The 23,637-nt window shown below is 41.0% G+C and carries 22 protein-coding genes and 1 riboswitch; of the genes, 6 read left to right on the forward strand and 16 right to left on the reverse strand.

Going from position 1 to position 23,637, the window contains the following annotated elements; translation table 11 throughout:
- Positions 1-105: 105 nt before the first annotated feature.
- The 3 genes from cgtA to rplU all read right to left on the reverse strand — a co-directional run bounded on the left by cgtA (position 106) and on the right by rplU (position 2,160).
- The gene (cgtA, locus tag PVK71_RS15515; protein ID WP_274419805.1) at positions 106-1,278 is read right to left on the reverse strand and encodes an Obg family GTPase CgtA; all 1,173 of its coding nucleotides are present in this window, start codon (positions 1,276-1,278) and stop codon (positions 106-108) included.
- Between the two features lie 295 nt (positions 1,279-1,573).
- The gene (gene rpmA / locus PVK71_RS15520) at positions 1,574-1,831 is read right to left on the reverse strand and encodes a 50S ribosomal protein L27 (protein ID WP_005417307.1); all 258 of its coding nucleotides are present in this window, start codon (positions 1,829-1,831) and stop codon (positions 1,574-1,576) included.
- Positions 1,832-1,848: 17 nt separating this feature from the next.
- On the reverse strand, positions 1,849-2,160 hold the full coding sequence (gene rplU / locus PVK71_RS15525; protein WP_060993942.1) for a 50S ribosomal protein L21: 312 nt from the start codon (positions 2,158-2,160) through the stop codon (positions 1,849-1,851).
- 276 nt (positions 2,161-2,436) lie between these two features.
- Here rplU and ispB point away from each other — a divergent pair, with 276 nt between their 5' ends.
- Positions 2,437-3,408 (forward strand): octaprenyl diphosphate synthase, encoded by a 972-nt coding sequence (gene ispB / locus PVK71_RS15530; protein WP_274419803.1) that lies wholly within the window; start codon positions 2,437-2,439, stop codon positions 3,406-3,408.
- Between the two features lie 86 nt (positions 3,409-3,494).
- On the opposite strand, the gene mdh is transcribed toward ispB, so the two are convergent.
- The gene (gene mdh, locus PVK71_RS15535; protein ID WP_274419802.1) at positions 3,495-4,430 is read right to left on the reverse strand and encodes a malate dehydrogenase; all 936 of its coding nucleotides are present in this window, start codon (positions 4,428-4,430) and stop codon (positions 3,495-3,497) included.
- A gap of 314 nt (positions 4,431-4,744) precedes the next feature.
- Here mdh and argR point away from each other — a divergent pair, with 314 nt between their 5' ends.
- The 4 genes from argR to PVK71_RS15555 all read left to right on the forward strand — a co-directional run bounded on the left by argR (position 4,745) and on the right by PVK71_RS15555 (position 9,836).
- Positions 4,745-5,215, forward strand: a complete 471-nt coding sequence (argR, locus tag PVK71_RS15540) for a transcriptional regulator ArgR (RefSeq protein ID WP_130045902.1) — start codon at positions 4,745-4,747, stop codon at positions 5,213-5,215.
- Positions 5,216-5,559: 344 nt separating this feature from the next.
- Entirely contained in the window at positions 5,560-6,534 is a 975-nt protein-coding gene (locus tag PVK71_RS15545) for a TAXI family TRAP transporter solute-binding subunit (protein WP_274419800.1), read from the forward strand.
- Between the two features lie 231 nt (positions 6,535-6,765).
- A complete protein-coding gene (locus PVK71_RS15550) occupies positions 6,766-9,345 on the forward strand; it encodes a TRAP transporter permease (RefSeq protein ID WP_274419799.1) in 2,580 nt (859 codons plus the stop codon).
- Positions 9,346-9,398: 53 nt separating this feature from the next.
- The gene (locus tag PVK71_RS15555; RefSeq protein ID WP_130045899.1) at positions 9,399-9,836 is read left to right on the forward strand and encodes a universal stress protein; all 438 of its coding nucleotides are present in this window, start codon (positions 9,399-9,401) and stop codon (positions 9,834-9,836) included.
- 54 nt (positions 9,837-9,890) lie between these two features.
- Here the strand turns inward: PVK71_RS15555 and rluA are convergent, their stop codons facing one another.
- The 7 genes from rluA to mpl form a co-directional block, all read right to left on the reverse strand.
- Positions 9,891-10,628 carry a bifunctional tRNA pseudouridine(32) synthase/23S rRNA pseudouridine(746) synthase RluA gene (rluA, locus tag PVK71_RS15560; protein ID WP_130048673.1) on the reverse strand — a complete coding sequence of 246 codons (738 nt, stop codon included), beginning with the start codon at positions 10,626-10,628 and terminating at the stop codon, positions 9,891-9,893.
- Between the two features lie 62 nt (positions 10,629-10,690).
- Positions 10,691-13,600 (reverse strand): RNA polymerase-associated protein RapA, encoded by a 2,910-nt coding sequence (gene rapA, locus PVK71_RS15565; RefSeq protein WP_130048653.1) that lies wholly within the window; start codon positions 13,598-13,600, stop codon positions 10,691-10,693.
- A 183-nt stretch (positions 13,601-13,783) separates the two neighbouring features.
- Entirely contained in the window at positions 13,784-14,488 is a 705-nt protein-coding gene (gene thiQ, locus PVK71_RS15570; protein WP_274419798.1) for a thiamine ABC transporter ATP-binding protein, read from the reverse strand.
- Positions 14,488-16,125, reverse strand: coding sequence for a thiamine/thiamine pyrophosphate ABC transporter permease ThiP (thiP, locus tag PVK71_RS15575; RefSeq protein WP_443111729.1), 1,638 nt, complete (start codon positions 16,123-16,125; stop codon positions 14,488-14,490). The genes thiQ and thiP overlap by 1 nt, the downstream gene beginning before the upstream one ends.
- 19 nt (positions 16,126-16,144) lie before the next feature.
- A complete protein-coding gene (gene thiB, locus PVK71_RS15580; protein ID WP_274419797.1) occupies positions 16,145-17,167 on the reverse strand; it encodes a thiamine ABC transporter substrate binding subunit in 1,023 nt (340 codons plus the stop codon).
- A gap of 52 nt (positions 17,168-17,219) precedes the next feature.
- A riboswitch (TPP riboswitch) is annotated at positions 17,220-17,359 on the reverse strand.
- Between the two features lie 59 nt (positions 17,360-17,418).
- On the reverse strand, positions 17,419-18,039 hold the full coding sequence (locus PVK71_RS15585) for a flavin prenyltransferase UbiX (protein ID WP_274419796.1): 621 nt from the start codon (positions 18,037-18,039) through the stop codon (positions 17,419-17,421).
- A complete protein-coding gene (gene mpl, locus PVK71_RS15590) occupies positions 18,036-19,391 on the reverse strand; it encodes a UDP-N-acetylmuramate:L-alanyl-gamma-D-glutamyl-meso-diaminopimelate ligase (RefSeq protein WP_274419795.1) in 1,356 nt (451 codons plus the stop codon). Before mpl ends, PVK71_RS15585 begins: the two co-directional genes overlap by 4 nt.
- A gap of 185 nt (positions 19,392-19,576) precedes the next feature.
- Between mpl and fbp the strand changes: the two genes are divergently transcribed.
- Positions 19,577-20,587: a class 1 fructose-bisphosphatase gene (gene fbp / locus PVK71_RS15595; protein WP_274419794.1), complete on the forward strand. Its 1,011-nt coding sequence runs from the start codon at positions 19,577-19,579 to the stop codon at positions 20,585-20,587.
- Positions 20,588-20,699: 112 nt separating this feature from the next.
- Here the strand turns inward: fbp and rplQ are convergent, their stop codons facing one another.
- The 5 genes from rplQ to rpsM are packed head-to-tail and all read right to left on the reverse strand — an operon-like array spanning position 20,700 to position 23,549.
- Entirely contained in the window at positions 20,700-21,080 is a 381-nt protein-coding gene (rplQ, locus tag PVK71_RS15600; RefSeq protein WP_130045892.1) for a 50S ribosomal protein L17, read from the reverse strand.
- Between the two features lie 36 nt (positions 21,081-21,116).
- The gene (locus PVK71_RS15605; RefSeq protein WP_130045891.1) at positions 21,117-22,106 is read right to left on the reverse strand and encodes a DNA-directed RNA polymerase subunit alpha; all 990 of its coding nucleotides are present in this window, start codon (positions 22,104-22,106) and stop codon (positions 21,117-21,119) included.
- Between the two features lie 23 nt (positions 22,107-22,129).
- The gene (gene rpsD / locus PVK71_RS15610; RefSeq protein WP_045103035.1) at positions 22,130-22,750 is read right to left on the reverse strand and encodes a 30S ribosomal protein S4; all 621 of its coding nucleotides are present in this window, start codon (positions 22,748-22,750) and stop codon (positions 22,130-22,132) included.
- A 31-nt stretch (positions 22,751-22,781) separates the two neighbouring features.
- Positions 22,782-23,171 (reverse strand): 30S ribosomal protein S11, encoded by a 390-nt coding sequence (gene rpsK / locus PVK71_RS15615; protein WP_005303517.1) that lies wholly within the window; start codon positions 23,169-23,171, stop codon positions 22,782-22,784.
- Between the two features lie 21 nt (positions 23,172-23,192).
- Positions 23,193-23,549 carry a 30S ribosomal protein S13 gene (rpsM, locus tag PVK71_RS15620; RefSeq protein ID WP_274419793.1) on the reverse strand — a complete coding sequence of 119 codons (357 nt, stop codon included), beginning with the start codon at positions 23,547-23,549 and terminating at the stop codon, positions 23,193-23,195.
- Between the last annotated feature and the right edge of the window lie 88 nt (positions 23,550-23,637).

The raw sequence follows: 23,637 nt of genomic DNA on the forward strand, positions 1-23,637 counted from the left end.
TAAAATCCATTCTAATCATTTCGATATAATGTTTACTGATTTAAATACAAAAAAACCGCAACAAGTGCGGTTTTTTATTATTATCTGTAATAGAAGCAGATTGAATTAGTCACGAACGTAAATTACGTGACCGTCATCTTCTTCATCATCCCAGTCATCGTCGTCATCTTCAGTAATAACTTGTTGACCAGACATTGCGTCTTTATGGTAATCATCCCACATGAAGTCAACTTTATCAGCTGCTTTCTCTTCATCAGTTTGAATCTCTTTTGGTAGAGTATCCATAAAGTCAGACAGCTCGTCACATACTTCTTGAGTACCAGTGCGGCTTACTGCTGCAATCTTAAAGTGACGATCATCCCAAGCAAGTGCTTCTAAGATCTCGTTGATCTTTTCATCCGCTTCTTCTTCTAATAGAAGATCGGTTTTATTGAATAATAACCAACGTGGTTTACCCGCTACTTTCTCACTGTATTGCTCTAACTCATCAATGATAGTTAATGCATTTTGTACAGGATCACTGCCATCAATTGGAAGAATATCAATTACATGAAGCAGTACACGACAACGCTCAAGGTGTTTTAAGAAACGTACACCTAGGCCTGCGCCATCAGCAGCACCTTCAATTAGACCAGGGATATCGGCAACAACAAAGCTTTTGTTACCGCGAGCACGTACAACACCTAAGCTAGGAATTAACGTTGTAAATGGGTAATCGGCTACTTTTGGCTTAGCTGCAGAGACTGCACGAATAAAGGTAGATTTACCCGCATTTGGTAAACCAAGCATACCTACATCAGCAAGAAGAAGAAGCTCTAGACGAAGTTCACGTACTTCACCTTTTGTTCCTAATGTCTTTTGACGAGGAGCACGGTTTACTGATGATTTAAAACGTGTATTGCCTAAACCATGCCAGCCGCCTTTAGCAACCATCACCTTCATACCGTGAGTCATCAGTTCTGCAACTTTCTCACCAGTATCAATATCAATCGCACGTGTACCTACAGGTACTTTCAGCGTAACATCTTCGCCGCGCTTACCAGTACAGTTACCACCGCTACCATTCTTACCACGCTCAGCGTCATAAAAACGATTAAAACGATAATCGATAAGTGTATTTAGGTTTTCATCCGCTTCTAGGTAAACATCGCCACCGTCGCCGCCATCACCGCCGTCAGGGCCGCCTTTAGCTACGAATTTTTCACGCCAAAAGCTAACTACACCATTACCGCCATCACCGGCATCTACTTTAATTGTCGCTTCATCAACGAATTTCATTTTCTTCTCCGAGCTGTAGCGTTGGTACTTATTAATAATCAAAAGCACTTACATAAAAAGGCATTCGAATATCAAGTACGGCTGATTTACTGTAGACCAGTGAATAAGGTCTCAATCGTTGATCGTCAATGATCTTTACGCTACGTATATATTAATATAGTCACTAGTTAAGTACTCTACCATTGATATCTATAAAGATGGATATAATTATAGATGAAGAGGGCTTAACTGGTGACTATCCATAAATAAAAAGCCCCGCCAATTGGCAGGGCTTTAGAATTAACTTATAAAGTTATTATTCAGCTTCGATAGAAACGAATTTACGGTTTTTAGGACCTTTAACTTCAAATTTCACTTTACCTTCAGATAGAGCGAAAAGAGTGTGGTCTTTACCGATGCCTACGTTAGTACCAGCGTGGAATTTAGTACCACGTTGACGTACGATGATGTTACCTGCAAGAACAGATTCGCCACCGAAACGCTTAACACCAAGACGTTTACTTTCTGAATCGCGGCCGTTACGAGTAGAACCGCCAGCTTTTTTATGTGCCATTTGTTATTCTCCTTAAATTAAGCGCTGATGCCAGTGATTCTGACTTCAGTGAACCATTGACGATGGCCCTGCTGCTTACGAGAATGCTTACGACGACGGAACTTAACGATTTTAATTTTATCGCCACGACCGTGCTGAACTACTTCCGCAGTTACTTTACCGCCAGCTACTAGAGGTGCACCAACAGTGATTTCTTCACCATTAGCAATCATAAGAACGTTGTCGAAATCAACTGTTGCGCCAGTCTCAACGTCTAATTTTTCCAAGCGAAGAGTTTGACCTTCACTTACACGGTGTTGTTTACCACCAGATTGGAAAACAGCGTACATATTTTACTCCGCTACTTTCGCACTACCATTTATTTTGTTTACTCAACAATTTTGGTGTGCGTTAAACTTGTCATCAATAGGGCGTGGATTCTACGCGAATGATTTCAATCTGACAACCCAAAAATGAAGAAAAATGATGAAAAGATCGCCGACGTGCTCATTAAGCTATAAGGAGATAATTTTCGACTGTATTGCTAACCCCATTTTAGTGTATTATTTAGTTAATCACTTATTATAATGAAGCCTGATTTAGGCCCTAACCTTGCTGGAAGAATAATGGATTTTAAAGCTATTCAAGCCCTAACGGCTGATGACATGGCAATCGTTAATGAGACCATCTTAGCTCAACTCAACTCAGATGTTGCGTTAATCAACCAACTTGGTTTTTACATTGTTAGTGGCGGTGGAAAACGCCTACGCCCAGTTCTTGCCATTTTATCAGCTAAAGCACTTGGATATGAAGGCAAAGACCACACAATGGCAGCCGCTTTTATTGAATTTATTCATACCGCTACCCTCTTACATGATGATGTTGTTGATGAATCAGACATGCGCCGCGGTAAAGCAACGGCAAATGCCGAGTTTGGAAATGCAGCAAGTGTATTGGTTGGTGATTTCATCTATACCCGCTCTTTCCAAATGATGACAAGCTTAGGATCTATAAAGATCCTTAGCCTAATGAGTGAAGCTGTAAATGTGATCGCTGAAGGCGAAGTACTTCAATTAATGAACTGTAACGATCCTAATACGACTGAAGAAAGTTATATGCAGGTGATCTATTCTAAGACAGCTCGCCTATTTGAAGCAGCAACGCAGATCGGTGCGATCCTAAATGATGCGCCACAAGAGATCGAAACCGCACTTCAAAACTACGGCAAATATCTAGGGACTGCTTTTCAGTTAATTGATGATGTCATGGATTACACCTCTGATGGTGAAGACATGGGTAAAAACGTCGGTGATGATCTTGCAGAAGGAAAACCTACGTTACCATTACTACATGCAATGAAATATGGTAATGAAGAACAAGCAGCAATGATCTGTGAAGCTATAGAAAAAGGAAATGGACTAGATAAACTAGAACCTATCCTAGCTTGTATGAAAGAAGTCGGTTCATTAGAGTACACAAAACAAAAAGCAGATGAAGAAGCAGATAAAGCGATTGCTGAATTAGCCATTCTTCCTGAATCAGATTACAAAGAAGCACTAAAAGCATTAGCGCACCTAGCCGTTAAACGCAGTAAATAATCCACAGTTTTTCTTTCAAACATAATAAAGGGGCAGATAGTTAAACTATCTGCCCCTTTTTCTTTCAATTAATGTCTAATTATCGCTTATTGAACAAACTCTTCGCCAATTTTGATGTCGCCTCTTAGCGTATCTAGCATACTTTCTAACGCTTCTTGTTCAAATGCGCTTAGCTCACCATAAGATTGAATTTCTTCAACCCCATTTTTACCAAGTAGAATTGGTTGTGCGAAGAAACGAGCATGTTCACCATTACCTTCAACATAAGCACATTCAACAACACCAGCTTCACCACTTAATGCTTTTACTAGTGACAAACCAAAACGACATGCCGCTTGGCCCATAGATAATGTTGCAGAACCACCACCCGCTTTAGCTTCAACAACTTCAGTTCCTGCATTTTGAATACGCGGGGTTAACGCTGCAACTTCTTCAGCAGTAAACTCAACACCTTCAACTTGAGAAAGAAGAGGCAAGATAGTAACACCAGAGTGACCACCAATTACTGGAACACGGATCTCGCCTGGATCTTTGTCTTTTAATTCTGCAACGAACGTTTCTGAACGGATCACATCAAGTGTTGTTACACCGAATAATTTATTTTTATTATATACGCCTGCTTTTTTTAGTACTTCAGCAGCAATCGCAACTGTTGTATTAACAGGGTTTGTAATAATACCAATACATGCTTTTGGACAAGTAACTGCAATTTTTTCAGTTAATGACTTCACAATACCTGCATTGATATTAAATAGATCTGAACGATCCATTCCAGGCTTACGAGCAACACCTGCAGAAATTAAAACAACATCAGCTCCCTCAAGCGCAGGAGTTGGATCTTCACCACAATAACCTTTAATAGATACAGGGGTTGGGATATGACTTAGATCTGCAGCAACACCTGGTGTTACAGGTGCTATATCATAAAGAGCAAGATCTGAACCCGCTGGTAGGCGGTTCTTAAGAAGTAGTGCTAACGCTTGTCCGATGCCTCCTGCGGCGCCAATAACAGCAACTTTCATGTTCGTTCTCCTTGAGTGGTAGAGGTATATTTTTATTATGAATTTACTTTCAAACTAAAAACGACGTTATAGTAAGCTCAAATGAAATTCAATCCTATTCGCTTCGCTTTGCGACCTTACGCAATGACATACCATTCGTGCTACAAATTCATCACTATTTTACTCCTGCCTCACAACCATTCTTTCAAATTCACCAACAGAATAAGGGTCTATTGATAAAAAGTAGCTAATCACAGAAATACGATTTTGATTTGGTTATAGATAAATAATTATGCGAGAATAGTAGGAATTATTGCAAAAAGAATCAAAACAGTATGCGAAATAATGAAAAGCAAGAACGATTAGTTAAAGAATTTAAATCTATTCTTAAAGCGGAACGATTTGGTTCGCAAGGTGAGATTGTCGATGCACTTCGTATTGCAGGTTTCGATAATATTAATCAATCCAAAGTATCACGAATGCTAACCAAATTTGGTGCAGTTCGTACTCGTAATGCCAAAATGGAAATGGTGTATTGCCTACCAATTGAACTTGGCGTGCCTACGGTTTCAAGCTCTCTTCGTGAACTTGTAATGGATATTGATTATAACAGTGCGCTTGTTGTTATTCACACAGGTCCAGGAGCTGCTCAACTTATTGCTCGCTTGTTAGACTCTTTAGGGAAAGCGGAAGGCATTTTAGGTGTTGTTGCTGGCGATGATACTATTTTTATCACCCCAACAAGAACGATTGATGTGACTGAATTATTTGATTCAGTGTGCGACTTATTTGAATACTCAGTTTAAACTTAACTAAATACCTCTCAACATCAGAGCATTTTATGAATTAATAAAGTGCTCTTATTCATCATTCTACCGACTCCCCATAGTTCAAAATGTTATTAAACTGATGCTGATAAGCCAATAATAGCTATTATTAACCCTGTCATTAGTTAGTTATTTCACACTTTTGATAGTTTTTATTTAACATCATTTTAAAAGTAACTCATTAATTTGCTATCATTTACTTGCCATTTCCGTAACAGGAAACGAAAACACTTAATTAAAAGTGAATAAATACTGATTTTTTATTTAATCTTGTCATTACAAGGTATGCAATTAAAAATCATACAATAAAGGAAGGGAATAACATGGCACTAAGTAAAGCGATTAAAACCACAGCTGTTGCTGCTGCAATGGTTGTAGCTGGTATGGGTACAGCAAGCGCTCAAGAATTTATCACAATAGGTACAGGTTCAGTGACTGGGGTTTACTACCCAACTGGCGGTGCTATTTGTAAATTAGTGAATAAAGATCGTAAAGAACACAATGTTCGCTGCTCTGTTGAATCAACTGGCGGGTCAATCTATAACGTAAATACCATTCGCTCTGGTGAACTGGATTTTGGTATCGTTCAATCAGATTGGCAGTTCCATGGTTACAACGGCACAAGCAAATTTGAAGCTCAAGGCCCTTACAAGAAACTGCGTGCAATGTTCTCTCTTCATACAGAACCTTTTAATATTATCGCTCGTACCGATTCAGGCATTAACAATGTTGCAGACCTTGAAGGCAAACGCGTAAACATTGGTAACCCTGGCTCTGGTGACCGCGCAACCATGGGCGTTGTAATGGATGCGATGGGTTGGACTAACGATAGCTTTAAGCTCGCTTCTGAACTAAAAGGGTCTGAGCGTTCACAAGCACTTTGTGATAACAAAATTGATGCCTTCATCTACATGGTTGGACACCCAAATGGTTCAATCAAAGAAGCAACCACTTCTTGTGATGCAAAACTAGTGTCAGCAACCGGTCCTAAAATCGATAAAATCGTTGCAGACAACCCTTACTATGCATATAGCACAGTACCTGCAGGTATGTACCGCGGTACTGAAGGTGATGTAAACAGCTTTGGTGTTGCAGCAACTATGGTAACAACTTCTGATGTTTCTGATGAAGTGGCTTACAGCGTAGCAAAAGCGGTATTTGAAAACTTTAATACCTTTAAGCGTTTGCACCCGGCATTTGCAACATTGAAAAAAGAAGACATGGTTAAGTCAGGTCTTTCTATCCCACTTCACCCAGGTGCTGTGAAATACTACAAAGAAGTTGGTCTACTAAAATAGCCTTTCTTCAACACTGCGCTACTCTTTACAGGTAGCGTAACTATCAACCAAAGAGGCCATGTGGTCTCTTTGGTTCTTCGCAATATCCCTGATCTTTCCATACAACGGATAACTACCAATAATAAAACGGATTTGAAGATCAGCTCTTTCTAGCCTACACATTGGCTTATATTCAGTAATCTAATGCTTAATAATTGAGTGTTAAATTCGAGCATCACTAAGGAAAAGTACATGACGCAGTCGTCAAATACGTCACAAGATGTGCAAGAAATGGTGGCCCAATCGGACACTGGTGCACGTTCACCACAAGGATTATCTGGCCGTATTTTATGGTTTGTTCCATTATGTTGGTCTCTGTTCCAACTTTGGTATGCTTCCCCTTTACCGTTCATTTTTGATTTCGGCATACTCAATGATACAGAGGCTCGCTCAATACATTTAGCTTTCGCTATTTTTTTAGCTTTTACCGCTTATCCTGCTCTTAAAAACTCACCAAGAGATCGTATTCCTGCGATAGATTGGGCTCTTGCCTTTGCTGGCAGTTTCTCAGCTGCTTATATTTATATCTTCTATACTCAATTAGCTGAGCGTTCTGGCGCACCAACGCCCCCCGATATTATTGCCTCTGTTGTTGGTATGATACTGTTGCTTGAAGCAACTCGACGTGCTTTAGGCCCCCCACTAATGGTGGTTGCAGCCGTATTCTTACTTTACACCTTTGCCGGCCCTCATATGCCAGATGTAATTGCACATAAAGGGGCAAGTTTAAACAAAGCAATGTCACATCTATGGTTAACAACTGAAGGTGTTTTTGGCGTTGCACTAGGTGTATCAACCTCTTTTGTTTTCTTATTTGTTTTATTTGGTGCCATGCTAGAAAAAGCTGGTGCTGGAGCTTACTTTATTAAAGTCGCTTTCTCTCTACTTGGTCATATGAAAGGCGGCCCTGCAAAAGCGGCGGTCGTGGCTTCAGGCTTATCAGGTTTAGTTTCTGGTTCATCAATTGCTAACGTAGTAACCACTGGTACGTTTACTATTCCATTAATGAAACGTGTGGGTTTTCCTGGAACAAAAGCGGGCGCAGTTGAAGTTGCAGCCTCAACTAACGGTCAACTTACTCCACCTATCATGGGAGCGGCGGCGTTCTTAATGGTGGAATACGTCGGTATCTCTTATGTAGAAGTGATTAAAGCCGCATTACTCCCTGCTTTAATTTCTTATATTGCGCTACTTTACATCGTTCATCTTGAAGCTTGTAAAGCAGGTATGACAGGCCTTCCACGTCGCCATACGCCAACCTTAGTCCATAGCCTGCTTTCCTTTACTGGTACTATTCTAGGGCTTTGTGTCATTAGTGCAGCGGTTTACTATGGTATTGGTTGGACAAAAGATGTCTTCGGTGATGCTGCAACACCGATTGTAACGATCGCATTACTGCTCTCTTATGTGGGCTTGGTTAGCATATCTGCAAAATACCAAGAGCACGCAATGATGGCGATTGATGAAGAGTTAACTGAAGTTCCTGACCCTGGTCCAACGATCAAATCAGGCCTACACTTCTTATTGCCTATCGTTGTATTAGTATGGTGTCTAACTGTAGAGCGCTTCTCTCCTGGTTTGTCTGCATTTTGGGCTTCCGTATTTATGATCTTTATCCTACTGACTCAACGCCCTTTAATTGCTTTCTTTTCAAAGCAAGGCAATCTCGTTGAACAAGTGAAACAGGGAGTTGATGATTTACTAGAAAGCCTAGTCTCTGGTGCTCGAAATATGATCGGCATCGGTGTAGCTACTGCTGCTGCAGGTACGGTTGTAGGTGTTGTAACCTTAACGGGTATTGGCCTAGTCATGACTGACTTTGTTGAGTTTATCTCTGGTGGTAGCATCATTCTTATGCTGTTATTTACCGCAGTGATCAGCTTGATTTTAGGAATGGGGTTACCAACGACGGCAAACTACATTGTAGTATCAACGCTGATGGCGCCAGTTATTGTGACTCTAGGCGCTGCACACGGTCTGATCATCCCATTAATCGCTGTTCACTTATTTGTATTCTACTTTGGTATTCTTGCTGATGATACGCCACCTGTAGGTCTTGCGGCTTTCGCAGCTGCTGCGATTGCAAAATCTGACCCTATTCGTACTGGTATTCAAGGATTCACTTACGATATTCGTACCGCTATTTTACCTTTCATGTTTGTTTTCAATACTCAGCTTTTGTTGATGGGCATTGATTCTTGGTGGCATTTAGCACTTACCATCATGTCTTCAGTGATTGCAATGTTAACCTTCTCAGCCGCAACACAAGGCTGGTGGTTCACCAAAACGAAATGGTGGGAAGTCGTCTTACTTTTACTAATCACATTCTCACTGTTCCGTCCTGGCTATTGGTGGGATCAAATCTATCCAGCTAAAGATTATCATCAGGGTATTGAGATCGCTCAAATTGCTGAGGGGTTAAATGTGGGACAATCACTGACATTAGAAGTAACAGGACAAAACCTCGAAGGTGATGTCATCAGCAAAACAGTTCGCTTACCTTTTGATGATCGAGCGGTTACTGGTGATGATCGCGTGAGCTCTATGGGTCTAATGTTATCTGAAGTGGATAATAAAATGATTGTAGATATGGTTGAATTTGGCAGTCCAGCCGAAGCTTCTGGAATTGATTTTGACTGGGAAATAAAGAATGTAGTGCTTGATGCTGACCGTCCTCTAAAAGAGTGGGTATTTGTACCAACATTACTTCTGCTGTTTGCACTAGGCTTTAATCAGCGTCGCCGAGCAAAAAAGGAAAACTTAGCGGCATAAATTAATGAATGGAATCTAGGGGAGTCACTCTCCCCTTATTAGGTAATAAAATCATGTATAAGCAAATATTGGTTCCAGTAGATTTAAATGAAAAAGGCTTTGCTGATAAAGCGGTTGAGTTAGCAGTTTGGCATGCAAAACAATCTAATGCTGAGCTGCATTTATTAAATGTATTACCGGGCATTCATATGTCGATGGTCTCGACCTACTTCCCTAAAGATGCCGCGAAAAAAATGAAAGAAGATGTCTCCGCTCAATTAAACGAATTTGCAGCAAAATTTGTTGATGAAGAGGTGGTATATAAAGTTCACGTATCTGAAGGAAAGCCTTATGTCACAATCTTAGATTATGCTGAACGTTTAGGCGCTGACTTAATCGTTATGCCAAGCCATAAGCGCTCAAAAATCGATAAAGTGATGTTAGGTTCAGTAGCAAGTAAGGTCGTTGATAACTCAACAATTAATGTGATGGTTGTAAAGCCTCAAGGCTAAACATTCTGAGGAAATTCAGTTCGAGACGCAAAATCTCGAACTGAATATATCTAATTAAGATGATTTCAGTGTTTTATAATCTGGTAGTTTTCTTGTTGGATCATAAATAGAAAACATCATCTCTTGAGCTTCGGGATGAAAATCACAAGGAACAAAAATAGAACGAACCCAATCCGATTTGGGATGGTAAAAGCTCAATTCAGCCGCGTGCAACTCCAAACGAGAAGAGAAATTTTTCGCTTCCTCATTCGCATAAAATTCATCCCCTACTATTGGATGCCCAATAGATAACATGTGTACTCGTAATTGATGCGAACGTCCAGTGATTGGTAGCAACCGAACAATCGTCGTTTTCTCTTCACGCCTCACCACTTGATAGCGAGTTTGAGAAGGCTTGCCATGCTCAAAACAGACTTTCTGTTTCGGTCTTTTTTCCCAATCACAAATTAAAGGTAGGTCAATTTCACCTTCATCTTGCTCAATATGCCCCCATACTCGCGCATAATAAATTTTGTGCGTTAGGCGGTATTGAAACTGTTTTTTTAAATGACGTTCGCTGTATTTATTCATTGCAAACAACATTAACCCTGACGTAGACATATCTAAACGATGTACAACTTGAATATCAGGGAATTCAACCTTTAAACGGCTCCACATACTATCGTAGTGCTCAGGAGCTCGGCCAGGTACAGATAATAAACCAGATGGCTTGTTTACCACTAAAATAGATTCATCTTGATAAACAATATCTATCCATGGATCTTGTGGTGGTAAATATTCTAGCATTGCCATGTTTATACTCACTCTAGGCATGCTCTCTGAAACATACCATTCTTCAGAGAGCATTACGTTACTTAATTATGGCTCACTACAATTAGACGTAATGAATCTAATTGGACTTGTGCTTTACCAATATAACCAGATAATTCGCTGATTTGAGTTTCAATTTGAGTTAACTCTTCATCACGAATATTTGGGTTTACTGCTTTTAATGCTTGTAAGCGTTCTAGCTCTGCATTTAAGGCATTTTTCATCTCAGTATTCGCATCAACACGAACCGCTTCAATACGATCTTCAATACTTACTTCAGCCTTATCAATTAACGCATGAATTTCTTTTTGTACCGAATTGACAAGCTTACTTGCCATATGACGGTTTACAGGGCTTAACTGACGGTTAAAGCTTTCAAACTCAACTTGAGCAGATAAGTCATTCCCTTTACCATCCATCATTAGGCGGATCGGTGTTTTCGGTAAGAAGCGACCAATGCCACTTTGCTTAGGCGCTTGTGCATCCACCACATAAACGAGTTCAAGCAATAATGTTCCTGCAGGTAGCGCTTTATTTTTCAATAAAGAAACCGCTGTAGCCCCTACTCCTTCAGTTAATACTAAATCAATACCACCTTGGATCATTGGGTGCTCCCAGCTGATCAAGTTCATGTCTTCACGAGACAATGCTGTTTCACGATCAAAGGTAATGGTACAACCTTCATAAGGTAAACCTGGGTAGCTCGATACCAACATGTTTTCTGCTGGTGTTACTACAATTGCGTTTTCACCTTTATCGTCTTGATTTAAACCAATGGTATCAAACAGATTTAAAGCAAAGTTAACCAGATTAGTATCACCATCGGTCGCTGCAATTTTCTCTGCAATCTCTTTTGCTTTATCGCCACCATTAGAATGCACTTCTAATAAACGGTCACGACCTTGCTCTAACTGGGCTTTTAGCTCTTTGTTTAATGCTGCTGACTCTTCAATCAATGGCTCCAAACCATCTGATTTACCTGTCGCTAGAATTGAGATAATCGCATCTGAGAATTTATCATACACCGCACGTCCCGTTGGGCAGGTTTCACCAAAGGCATTCAAACCTTCATCAAACCAACGTGCTAGTAACTCTTGAGATGTACCTTGTAGGTACGGAACATGAATATCGATATCACGTTTTTGACCAATACGATCCAAACGGCCAATACGTTGCTCAAGAAGATCTGGGTTAAACGGCAAATCAAACATGACAAGTTGATTAGCAAACTGGAAGTTACGACCTTCAGAGCCAATTTCAGAACAGATCAGAACCTGTGCGCCGCCTTCTTCTTGTGCGAAATAAGCGGCTGCTTTATCACGCTCAATGATAGACATGCCTTCATGGAAAACCGTACCACGAATACCTTCACGCTCACGCAGTGCTTGCTCTAATTGCAATGCAGTGGAAGCACGAGATGCAATAATTAGCACCTTCTCATTACGGTTTTCTTTTAGTAATTCAAGTAACCAGTTAACACGTGGATCAAACTGCCACCACGTCGCACTATCACCTTCGAACTCTTGGAAGATCTCTTCTGGATAAAGCATCTTCATCGCACGCGCTTCATCCGTCATGCGACCGCCCATCATCGTTGCCACACGCATAGACGTTGCATACTGAGAAGGTAAAGGCATTGGCATTAAATTAAGATTACGCTGTGGGAAACCTTTAATCGCAGCACGAGTATTACGGAATAGCACTCGACCTGTACCATGGCGATCCATTAAATTATCAACTAACTCTTGACGAGCTTGCGCTTGCTCTTCTTCAGAAGTTGAGGACTCAATAATTCTAAACAGAGGTTCCGCATCTTGCTCAGAAAGCAGATCTGCAATGCGATTTTTAGATTCGTTAGATAGCGTATCACCACTCATTAATGCGGTAACCGCATCAGCAACAGGTTGATATTGGCGCTCTTCTTCAACAAACGCATCGTAATCATAGAAACGATCAGGATCTAACAAACGTAAGCGAGCAAAGTGACTTTCATGGCCTAATTGCTCTGGTGTTGCAGTTAGCAGTAAAACACCTGCAGTCTCTTCTGCAATTGCTTCAATTACTTGGTATTCACGACTTGGTTTAGTTTGGTTCCACTCAAGGTGATGCGCTTCATCGACCACAAGTAAATCCCAATCCGCTTCAACAACTTGTTCGAAACGACGCTTACTCTTACGAATAAAATCTAATGAACACAATACAAACTGCGCAGTATCAAATGGGTTTTCAGAATCGGCATAAGCTTCAACGCAACGTTCTTCATCAAAGATAGAAAAATGCAGGTTAAAACGACGCATCATTTCAACTAACCACTGATGCTGTAGTGTTTCAGGAACCACGATTAACACACGCTCAGCACGGCCAGACAGCACTTGCTGGTGAATGATCATACCCGCTTCAATCGTTTTACCTAGACCAACTTCATCAGCCAATAAAACTCGTGGCGCATAACGACGGCCCACTTCGTGTGCAATGAATAACTGGTGCGGAATTAAGCCTGCACGCATACCACACAAACCACGCATTGGGTTTTTATGTTGTTCGTATTGATTTTGCAGCGCACGGAAGCGCAGCGCAAAACGATCCATACGATCAATTTGACCTGCAAATAATTTATCTTGAGGCTTATTAAAGCGGATCTGATGGCTTAGTAATGTTTCACGAAGAACAACATTCGCTTCATCAGTATCGACACGAGTTCCGATATAAGTAAGTAGACCGCCATCTTCGATAACGTCTTCGACTTCAAGTGACCAGCCCTCATGGCTTTCAATTGTATCTCCCTTATTGAACATCACTCGGGTAACGGGTGCATCGTGTCTTGCGTATAAACGATTTTCTTCTGATGCGGCAAAAAGTATCGATACGGTTCTATCGTCAACCGCAACTACGGTTCCTAAACCCAAATCACTTTCTGTATCACTGATCCAACGTTGGCCCAAAGCAAATGACATAGTGGTAACACACCTCAAAATTAATTTATTTTATATAGAGTGAGAATTTTAGAACCAAGAATAACAGCCTAAAATGGCGAGGTTCAAAAGGGCGCTAATGTTACTGTATGACAGCACATAGGTCACGCCCATTTATCATAAAAATGAGTGTAGTAGATTATACTCAATTTGAGATGAAAAAGTTTATTTAACGGCCTTTAAATAACTAACTAATTCTAATGGATGCTCTTGTATGGCGAGTGCCGACACTTCACCAAAACTCAATACTTTGTGCTGACATACAAAAGCATAATGAGAAGCTAATGCCTTTGCATCTTGTAAGCTATGCGTCACCATTAAGACGGTTAATTGTTGCTCTTCAATCAAGCGCTGAATTAACCCGATCATTTCTTCTCTTAGCATAGGGTCAAGCGCTGAGAAGGGTTCATCTAATAATAAAACAGGTTTCTTTTGCACTAAACAACGAGCCAAAGCCACTCGCTGCTTTTGCCCGCCCGATAACTGCTCAGGTAAACGTTGTAATAACTCATCAACCCCTACCTGCTGAGCCGCTTGAATAACCCGTTTTTTTTCTGTTTCGTTTAAGCGTAGATTAGGTTTAATACCCAAGCTAATATTATCGACAACAGAAAGGTGAGCGAATAAATTGTGTTCTTGAAATAGCATAGACAATGGACGTTGATGAGGTGCTTGTGACAGTAACGATTCATTGTTAATCGTAATATCACCCGATTCAGGGCTAATAAACCCCGCCAATAAACTTAGTAATGTACTTTTCCCCGCCCCACTTGGACCAAGAATTGCCACTACATCGCCTTTATTTACCTCTAAATCAAACTCAAATAATTCTGAATGATATCGGTATTTCACCTCTGAAAAGTTCAGCATTACAATTCACCTTTATGATTTTTTTTAGAGGAGAATAACCACTCTACGACACTAAACACACCAATACTTAATAACAACAGACTCAAAGAGACCACCGCGGCAGCTTCCATTTGATAGCTTCCTAATAATTGAAACAGATACAAAGGCAATGTTCGAAACTCTTGACTACCAAACAAAGCTATCGCACTTAAGTCACCAATCGACATGATAAAGGCAATCGCAAAGGCATGAGCCATGGGTTTTCTTAATGCCCGCCATTCAATCAATCGAAAACGAGTAAAACCATAAAGCCCTAAACTGGCTGATAATAGTTGATACTGCTGCGCTATATGCAACAGAGGTTGAGCGAGTGTTTTTATCACATACGGCAAAGCCATCAGCGCATTCACCACAACAACTATCCAGATAGCCATTGAAAATACATCGGTTATGTTTCTCAATAACAAAAATAATCCAGTGCTAATCACCAAGCCTGGAGTGACTAAGATCATCGTTCCTATCAGATCTAATTTATCTGCCCATAAGCATTTCTGTTTTAATCTTAATGCTCTAGTAGTGTGCAATAATATCACCCCAAACATCATCGCTAATACCGCAGCCCCTAAAGCGACTATCAATGAATTTGCCAGTGCTAACCAAAACTCCGGCGAACTAAACACCTTTATCAATTCTGAATTTAAGCCACTGAATACGACCATTAATAATGGTGGTAATAAAAAAAATATTAATAAGATTATCCACCCTCTATCCCACCACTTCTCTTGTGTTGAATCTTGATACAACACAGCTTGAGCGATAGAAGCAGAATCAACAGCAAGCGATTTAGAAAAACGTTGAATAAATAAAGAAAGCACGCCACATAACAGCATCTGCCATAAAGCTAAAATAGCGCCCGACTGTAAATCAAAATCAAATTTAATCGCTTGGTAAATAGCCAGTTCAATGGTGGTTGATTTTGGTCCTCCACCTAACGCCATTACCGTTGCAAAGCTGGTGAAACAAAGCATAAAAACTAAGCCTGCAACATGAGGTAACTGTTGCTTTACTCTCGGCCACGCTAATAAACGATATTTACTCCAACCCGTTAACCCTAAATGCGCCGCTAATTGGTGTTGCTCAGCAGGGATTGAATCTAAGCTTTGTAAAAATAAACGAGTTGCAAAAGGATAATTGAAAAAAACATGCGCGAGTAAAATGCCATTAAGGCCATAAATTGAAAATGGTAAAGAATAACCAAACCATTGAAATAGAGCAGCGATTAACCCGCTATTACCGTAAATAGAAAGTAGGCCAAAAACACCAACCAATACAGGCAAAACAAGCGTGGTTGCACAAAGTTTAAGTAAGAGACTTCGTCCTTTAAATTGGCGACGTGATAACGCATATGCAGTAGGAATCGCCAAACTGACACTGAACAACGTAGAAAGGAATGCTTGGTATAAGCTGAACTGAGTAATATAGCGATAATAAGGATCAAACCAAATTAAGCTTAAATCCAAACTTGGTGATGCTAAAAAGAGAGCGCTTATCGCCCCACCAACAAAGCCAATAATGACAATTGCGATTACATATCCCAATAAAGGAACAGAGTTATAAGAAGAAGTGTTTTTCATCATTGCCAAAAGAAAGGAGCACATCGGTACTCCTTATATCAAATTAAAATGTTAAGGCGTGTTGCCACTCTCGGATCCATGATTTACGTTGCTGCGAGATCTCTTGAGAACTGAATGACAAGGCTTTGCTAGGAACCGTCAGGCTATCGAAACCTTGAGGTAGTACAACATCCGTCACAGGATACATCCAGTTTCCAGTTGGCATTGCTGATTGGAATTTATCGCTTAAGATAAACGCTAAGAATTCATCCGCCAGTGCATTATTTTTAGTATTTTTTACTTTAGCCGCTACTTCAACTTGAGTGTAGTGCCCTTCAGAAAAATCAGCCGCTGCAAATTTGTCCTCCTTTTCTGCAATCAAGTGATACGCAGGAGAAGTGGTATAAGAGAGAACTAAATCAGACTCCCCTTCTAAGAACATACTGTAAGCTTCAGACCACCCTTTTGTAACAGTAACGGTTTTTTTCGCTAACTGCTTCCACGCTTGTGGTGCTTCATCACCATAAACCGATTTCATCCAAAGTAATAAACCTTGGCCCGGTGTTGATGTTCTTGGATCTTGATAAATCACCTTTAGATCATCACGCTGCTCGACTAGCTCTTTTAAGCTTTTAGGCGGATTTGCTACTTTTTCTTTATTATAAACAAACGCAAAGTAACCGAAATCATAAGGAACAAACGTAGTGTCATTCCAACCACCCGGTAAAGTAACGGAATCAGTATTCACTTGATGCTGAGCTAATAGCCCTGTCGCTTTCGCTTCTGCCATTAAGTTGTTATCTAATCCTAAGACGATATCTGCTTTGGCATTTTTTCCTTCTAATCGAAGACGATTTAAAATAGACACACCATCATCAAGTGCAACCAAGTTTAAATCACAGCCACATTGCGCTTCAAAAGCCGCCTCAATCGTTGGGCCAGGGCCCCAATCAGCCGCAAAAGAATCATAAGTATAAACAGTTAACGTTTTGGTTTCTGCTGCTGAAACAGCAAAAGAAGTTGCCGCAGCAATAGCTAAGGCACTTGGTAATAGTTTAAGAGAAGAGGAAATAGAAAGAGTGTTCATTGTGTGCGCTTACATCCTTTTGAGCGGCACAGAATTAAGGTGATATTCTCTAGGAGGATGTCATCTCAATCCCTACGCCAGCATTATCTGAGTCAGGTAGTACGGGTTTAAGTAAGTATTATCCAATCCTTACTAATCTCAGCGAATACCTACTAAAAAAAGCTGGTATCTATTGCTCCCCGATGAGAAGCGATATTGTATGTGTGAATCAAGCAATGAGCCAGAGGTTTTCTCTAAGCATATTGATTATATCAACGGTGATCGTATCCCCAACGTGGAACTAATCCTTGCTCAACCCCAAGGTGGTCCAAAATTCTCGCCACCATAAAATCAATTAAGTCTTCTATTGATTGAGGTTGATGATAAAAACCCGGGGCTGCCGGCATGATTGTCGCACCCATTTGAGATAGCTTTAACATATTCTCTAGATGTAATGTAGAAAATGGCGTTTCACGAACAACAAGAATCAGTTGTCCTCGTTCTTTTAACACCACATCCGCAGCACGCTCTATTAAGTTATCTGAAATACCATGAGCAATTGATGCCACACTCCCTGCCGAGCATGGACACACTATCATTTGTTTTGGTGCAGCAGAACCAGAAGCAACTGGAGAGAACCAATCTTCTTTGCCACACACGGTTAAATTATCCGCATTACAACCAAGGCGCTCAACTAAGGCAGCCTTCATTGCATCAGGGCCGCTTGGGAGCTTCAAATTATGCTCTGTCGCCATCACCACACGAGCCGCTGACGATATTAAAAAATAAACGTGATAATCTGCCGCCAATAAACATTCAAGCAAGCGTAGACCATAGGGCGCACCAGATGCGCCTGTCATTGCTAAAGTAATCGATCTCTTTTCAGATTTCATTGTTGGTTTAACTTCTCAAGTAATTTTCCGTGAATGCCTTCAAAACCACCGTTACTCATTACCAATATTTGATCGCCCGGTTGCGCTTCGGCCACAATCATATCCACAAAAACATCAATATTGTTATGAGTATAAGCAGGCTGAGTACATTGCTGTGCAACCTCATCAACAGACCAAGAAATATTGTCTGGTTGAAACAGGTAAACCGCATCAGCCGCCTGTAAAGAGGCCGCTAATGTGTCTTTGTGCACCCCGAGTTTCATGGTACTTGAACGTGGCTCTAATACCGCGATAATTTTCTTATCACCCACTTTATTACGTAGACCACCTAAAGTGAGATCAATCGCAGTGGGATGATGAGCAAAATCATCATAAACCGTCACTCCATTCACCTCACCTTTGAACTCAAGGCGACGCTTAGTATTAATAAACTTACCTAACGCTTCACAAGCTAAATCAGGAGTAACACCAACATGTCGAGCAGAAGCGACAACCATCAATGCATTACTGACATTATGATCACCGACTAAACTCCAATTAACTTGCCCTACATTCTCACCTTCAAAATAGACATCAAATACGCTGCCATCTTTTTCTAGCTTTATAGCCTTCCACTGACCATCTTCGCCTGTAAATTCAAGCTCGCTCCAGCAACCTTGATCTAACACTTGCTCAAGTGGTTTATCTAATTTTGGTGCAAAAATACGACCTGTACTTGGAACCGTTCTAATTAAATGATGAAATTGACGTTGAATTGCAGCAAGATCATCAAAAATATCAGCATGATCAAACTCTAAATTATTTAATACAAGGGTACGTGGGCGATAATGAACAAACTTAGAACGCTTATCAAAAAAAGCACTGTCATACTCATCTGCTTCGACCACAAAAAACATACTTTCGCCTAATCGAGCCGACTCTCCGAAATTACCAAGTACACCACCGACTAAAAAACCTGGCTTATAACCGCATTCTTCAAGTACCCATGTCAACATACTTGCCGTGGTTGTTTTACCATGAGTACCAGCAACTGCCATCACCCAACGATCTTGCAACAAAAACTCTTGCAACCATTGTGGGCCTGAAGTGTATTTCAGGTTCTTATCTAAGACATACTCAACACATGGATTTCCACGACTCATTGCATTACCAATTACGACAAGGTCTGGCGCGGGGTCTAACTGACTCGGATCAAATCCTTGGATAATCTCAATGCCTTGAGATTCTAATAACGTGCTCATTGGAGGATAAACGTTAGCATCGCACCCAGTGACTTTATGCCCAAGCTGACGGGCTAATGTTGCAGCACCTCCCATGAAGGTGCCACAGATACCAAGGATATGAATATGCATAATTACAACCGTCTTATTTATTAAATTAGTAAGCAACTTCAATTCAAAGTTACTTCAATACTCTTAAAAAGTTCTATGTTATAGAATGAATTACAGCAAACAGTAACACAACCACTGTAAAAATAAATCAGTACCTAACCCTACTTACCATTGATATCAAATAACAGAGAATTAAAGGAATAACTATGTCTGAAATAAGAACCCTCGGTGAATTTATTGTTGCCAAGCAACATGACTTCCCTCATGCAAGTGGAGAGCTTTCTTCCCTTATTGGTTCAATTAAATTGGCTGCTAAAATTGTAAACCGTGAGATAAATAAAGCGGGGCTGGTTGATATCACTGGTGCTTCGGGTGAAGAAAATGTTCAGGGAGAACAGCAACAAAAGCTCGATCTTTACGCCAATGATAAATTCAAGGCGGCATTAGAAAATCGTGGGCAAGTTTGTGGTGTTGCAAGTGAAGAAGAAGATGAAGCTGTCGCATTTAATAAAGCATTAAATAAAGACGCTAAATACGTGGTATTAATGGACCCACTAGATGGGTCATCAAATATTGATGTTAATGTATCTGTAGGGACTATTTTCTCTATTTATCGCCGTATTTCACCGATTGGTACGCCTCCTACAGAAGAAGATTTCCTACAACCAGGAAGCCAACAAGTTGCTGCAGGTTATATTATTTATGGTTCATCAACCATGTTGGTATATAGCACAGGAAATGGCGTTCATGGCTTTACCTATGACCCATCGCTTGGTGTCTTCTGTTTGTCTCATGAAGATATGAAGATCCCTAAAGATGGTAATATTTATTCTATCAACGAAGGGAACTACATCCGCTTTCCTGAAGGGATAAAACAATACTTAAAATACTGCCAAGAAATAAGGCCTGAAGATAATCGACCATATACATCTCGTTATATTGGTTCTTTAGTTGCTGACTTCCATAGAAATTTATTAAAAGGCGGTATTTATCTTTACCCAAGCACTCAAGCTTACCCAAATGGAAAGCTACGACTACTTTATGAATGCAACCCTATGGCAATGTTGATTGAAGAAGCAGGAGGTAAGGCGACAGATGGTGAGCAGCGTATTCTTGATATTAAACCTACAGAATTACATCAACGAGTGCCTTTCTTCGTTGGCTCAAGCAACATGGTAGATAAAGTGCAGGACTTTCTTGATGAGTGGCAAGAATAGCCATCAAAATATTTGAATTGATGAAGTAATACGAAATTTCATTTAAACAACATAGTACAAAAACAAAAAAACCGAGTCCTAGGACTCGGTTTTTTCTTGAAACTACTTCTGATTACTCAGCTGCAGCTTCTACTTCTGGGCGATCTACAAGCTCAATGTAAGCCATTGGCGCTTTATCACCTGCACGGAAACCGCACTTCAGAATACGAGTGTAACCACCAGCACGTTGTGCAAAGCGTGGACCTAACTCGGTAAATAGTTTTGCTACAACTTCGTTATCACGAGTGCGAGCAAATGCAAGACGACGGTTAGCAACACTGTCAATCTTAGCTAATGTAATCAAAGGCTCAACTACACGGCGAAGCTCTTTTGCTTTTGGTACAGTCGTCTTGATAATCTCGTGACGAACCAAAGAGCAAGCCATATTGCTAAACATAGCTTTACGGTGGCTGCTGTTGCGGTTGAGTTGACGACCACTCTTACGATGGCGCATGACCTAATCCTTCTAACTAGATAATTAGTGAACTGATTAATCTTCAGCGATAGACGCTGGTGGCCAGTTCTCTAGGCGCATGCCTAAAGAAAGACCACGTGAAGCTAGAACATCTTTAATTTCAGTTAAAGACTTCTTACCAAGGTTTGGCGTTTTAAGTAGCTCAACCTCAGTGCGCTGCACCAGATCACCAATGTAGTGAATCGCTTCTGCTTTCAAACAGTTAGCAGAGCGAACCGTTAGTTCAAGATCGTCTACAGGACGCAGTAGGATCGGATCGAACTCTGGCTTTTCTTCTTTCTCTTCAGGAACTCGTACATCACGAAGATCTACAAATGCATCCAGTTGCTCAGCTAAAATTGTAGCTGCACGACGGATAGCTTCCTCAGGATCAAGCGTACCATTTGTTTCCATATCGATAACAAGCTTGTCTAAGTCAGTACGTTGCTCAACACGTGCCGCTTCAACCGAGTAAGAAATTTTATCTACTGGGCTGTAAGTTGCATCGATAAGCAGACGACCAATTGGACGCTCATCTTCTTCAGTATGGATACGCGCTGTTGACGGTACATAGCCGCGACCACGCTCTACCTTGATTCTCATGCTAATTTCAGCATTGTCATCAGTTAAGTGGCAGATTACATGCTCTGGGTTCGCAATCTCAACATCACCATCATGGGTGATGTCACCTGCAACAACAGGGCCTGCACCAGACTTGTTAAGAGTAATGATAACTTCATCTTTACCCTCAACCTTAACGGCAAGGCCTTTAAGGTTTAGAAGGATTTCAAGGATATCTTCCTGAACACCTTCTTTGGTGCTGTACTCATGTAATACGCCTTCGATTTCTACTTCAGTTACGGCACAACCCGGCATTGAAGATAGTAAAATACGACGTAGAGCGTTACCTAGAGTGTGGCCGAAACCACGCTCTAACGGCTCAAGAGTTACTTTTGCGTGAGTCATGCTAACTTGTTCAATGTCAACAAGACGCGGCTTTAGAAATTCTGTTACAGAACCCTGCATTGTGTCCTCTCTTTATTTAAGCCTTACTTAGAGTAAAGCTCGACGATCAAGTGTTCGTTGATGTCGGCAGACAAATCAGAACGTTCAGGAAGACGCTTAAACGTACCTTCCATTTTGCCAGCATCTACTTCAATCCAAGTTGGTTTTTCGCGTTGTTCAGCAACTTCTAGAGCAGCTTTAATACGTGATTGCTGTTTAGCTTTTTCACGAATAGAAACAACATCGTTCGCCGCAACTTTGAAAGAAGGAACGTTAACTACTTTACCATTAACTAGAATAGACTTATGGCTAACTAGTTGACGAGATTCAGCACGTGTAGCGCCAAAGCCCATACGGTAAACTACGTTATCTAGACGACCTTCAAGAAGTTGAAGTAGGTTTTCACCAGTGTTGCCTTTAATACGAGCAGCATCTTTGTAGTAGTTACGGAATTGTTTTTCTAGAACGCCGTACATACGACGAACTTTTTGCTTCTCACGAAGCTGAACGCCATATTCAGATAGACGACCGCGACGAGCGCCGTGTACACCTGGAGCGTTATCAATTTTACACTTGGTATCGATCGCACGTACACCAGATTTAAGGAATAAATCTGTGCCTTCGCGACGGCTAAGCTTCAGCTTAGGACCCAAATATCTTGCCATGTTCTTTCTCCAATATTCCTAGAAACGAAACTTAAACGCGACGTTTCTTAGGTGGACGACAACCGTTATGAGGGATCGGAGTAGCATCAACAATATTTGTGATGCGGTATCCAGCAGCGTTTAATGCACGGATAGTTGACTCACGACCAGGACCAGGGCCCTTAACCATAACTTCAAGGTTCTTAACGCCATATTCTTTGGCCATTTCACCACAACGCTCAGCAGCAACTTGTGCAGCGAACGGCGTAGATTTACGAGAACCACGGAAACCAGAACCACCTGCAGTAGCCCAAGCTAGTGCGTTACCTTGACGGTCAGTAATGGTTACGATTGTGTTGTTGAAAGAAGCATGGATGTGCGCTACGCCATCCGCTACTTGCTTGCGAACGCGCTTACGAGCGCGAGTAGGTTGTTTTGCCATTGTACTCTCTACCTTATCCGATTATTTTTTGATCGGCTTGCGCGGACCTTTACGGGTACGTGCGTTGGTTTTAGTACGCTGTCCACGTAACGGTAGACTGCGACGGTGACGAAGACCACGATAACAACCAAGGTCCATTAGACGCTTAATGTTCATCGATACTTCACGACGTAGGTCGCCTTCTACAGTGTATTTGGCAACACCATCACGCAGAATATCAATCTGCTCATCATTCAGTTCACTGATCTTAACATTTTCAGCAATACCCACTGCAGCTAAAATAGCTTGAGAGCGAGTCTTACCGATTCCGTAGATCGCTGTTAAAGCGATTACTGCATGTTTATGATCAGGAATGTTAATGCCTGCTATACGGGCCACTATTCACTCCTAGTACTTTTTCTTAAGAAGAGCCGCAACAAAGCCCGTTGAGGATACGTTGCGACTATAACTACTTCTTTTGCACACA

It is taken from the genome of Aliivibrio sp. S4MY1 (assembly GCF_028765545.1).
Taxonomy (GTDB): Bacteria; Pseudomonadota; Gammaproteobacteria; order Enterobacterales; family Vibrionaceae; genus Aliivibrio.

Coding starts and splice junctions, on each gene's coding strand:
- cgtA (WP_274419805.1), bottom strand. CDS start 1,278: ATGAAATTCGTTGATGAAGCGACAATTAAAGTAGATGCCGGTGATGGC.
- rpmA (WP_005417307.1), bottom strand. CDS start 1,831: ATGGCACATAAAAAAGCTGGCGGTTCTACTCGTAACGGCCGCGATTCA.
- rplU (WP_060993942.1), bottom strand. CDS start 2,160: ATGTACGCTGTTTTCCAATCTGGTGGTAAACAACACCGTGTAAGTGAA.
- ispB (WP_274419803.1), top strand. CDS start 2,437: ATGGATTTTAAAGCTATTCAAGCCCTAACGGCTGATGACATGGCAATC.
- mdh (WP_274419802.1), bottom strand. CDS start 4,430: ATGAAAGTTGCTGTTATTGGCGCCGCAGGAGGCATCGGACAAGCGTTA.
- argR (WP_130045902.1), top strand. CDS start 4,745: ATGCGAAATAATGAAAAGCAAGAACGATTAGTTAAAGAATTTAAATCT.
- PVK71_RS15545 (WP_274419800.1), top strand. CDS start 5,560: ATGGCACTAAGTAAAGCGATTAAAACCACAGCTGTTGCTGCTGCAATG.
- PVK71_RS15550 (WP_274419799.1), top strand. CDS start 6,766: ATGACGCAGTCGTCAAATACGTCACAAGATGTGCAAGAAATGGTGGCC.
- PVK71_RS15555 (WP_130045899.1), top strand. CDS start 9,399: ATGTATAAGCAAATATTGGTTCCAGTAGATTTAAATGAAAAAGGCTTT.
- rluA (WP_130048673.1), bottom strand. CDS start 10,628: ATGGCAATGCTAGAATATTTACCACCACAAGATCCATGGATAGATATT.
- rapA (WP_130048653.1), bottom strand. CDS start 13,600: ATGTCATTTGCTTTGGGCCAACGTTGGATCAGTGATACAGAAAGTGAT.
- thiQ (WP_274419798.1), bottom strand. CDS start 14,488: ATGCTGAACTTTTCAGAGGTGAAATACCGATATCATTCAGAATTATTT.
- thiP (WP_443111729.1), bottom strand. CDS start 16,125: ATGTGCTCCTTTCTTTTGGCAATGATGAAAAACACTTCTTCTTATAAC.
- thiB (WP_274419797.1), bottom strand. CDS start 17,167: ATGAACACTCTTTCTATTTCCTCTTCTCTTAAACTATTACCAAGTGCC.
- PVK71_RS15585 (WP_274419796.1), bottom strand. CDS start 18,039: ATGAAATCTGAAAAGAGATCGATTACTTTAGCAATGACAGGCGCATCT.
- mpl (WP_274419795.1), bottom strand. CDS start 19,391: ATGCATATTCATATCCTTGGTATCTGTGGCACCTTCATGGGAGGTGCT.
- fbp (WP_274419794.1), top strand. CDS start 19,577: ATGTCTGAAATAAGAACCCTCGGTGAATTTATTGTTGCCAAGCAACAT.
- rplQ (WP_130045892.1), bottom strand. CDS start 21,080: ATGCGCCATCGTAAGAGTGGTCGTCAACTCAACCGCAACAGCAGCCAC.
- PVK71_RS15605 (WP_130045891.1), bottom strand. CDS start 22,106: ATGCAGGGTTCTGTAACAGAATTTCTAAAGCCGCGTCTTGTTGACATT.
- rpsD (WP_045103035.1), bottom strand. CDS start 22,750: ATGGCAAGATATTTGGGTCCTAAGCTGAAGCTTAGCCGTCGCGAAGGC.
- rpsK (WP_005303517.1), bottom strand. CDS start 23,171: ATGGCAAAACAACCTACTCGCGCTCGTAAGCGCGTTCGCAAGCAAGTA.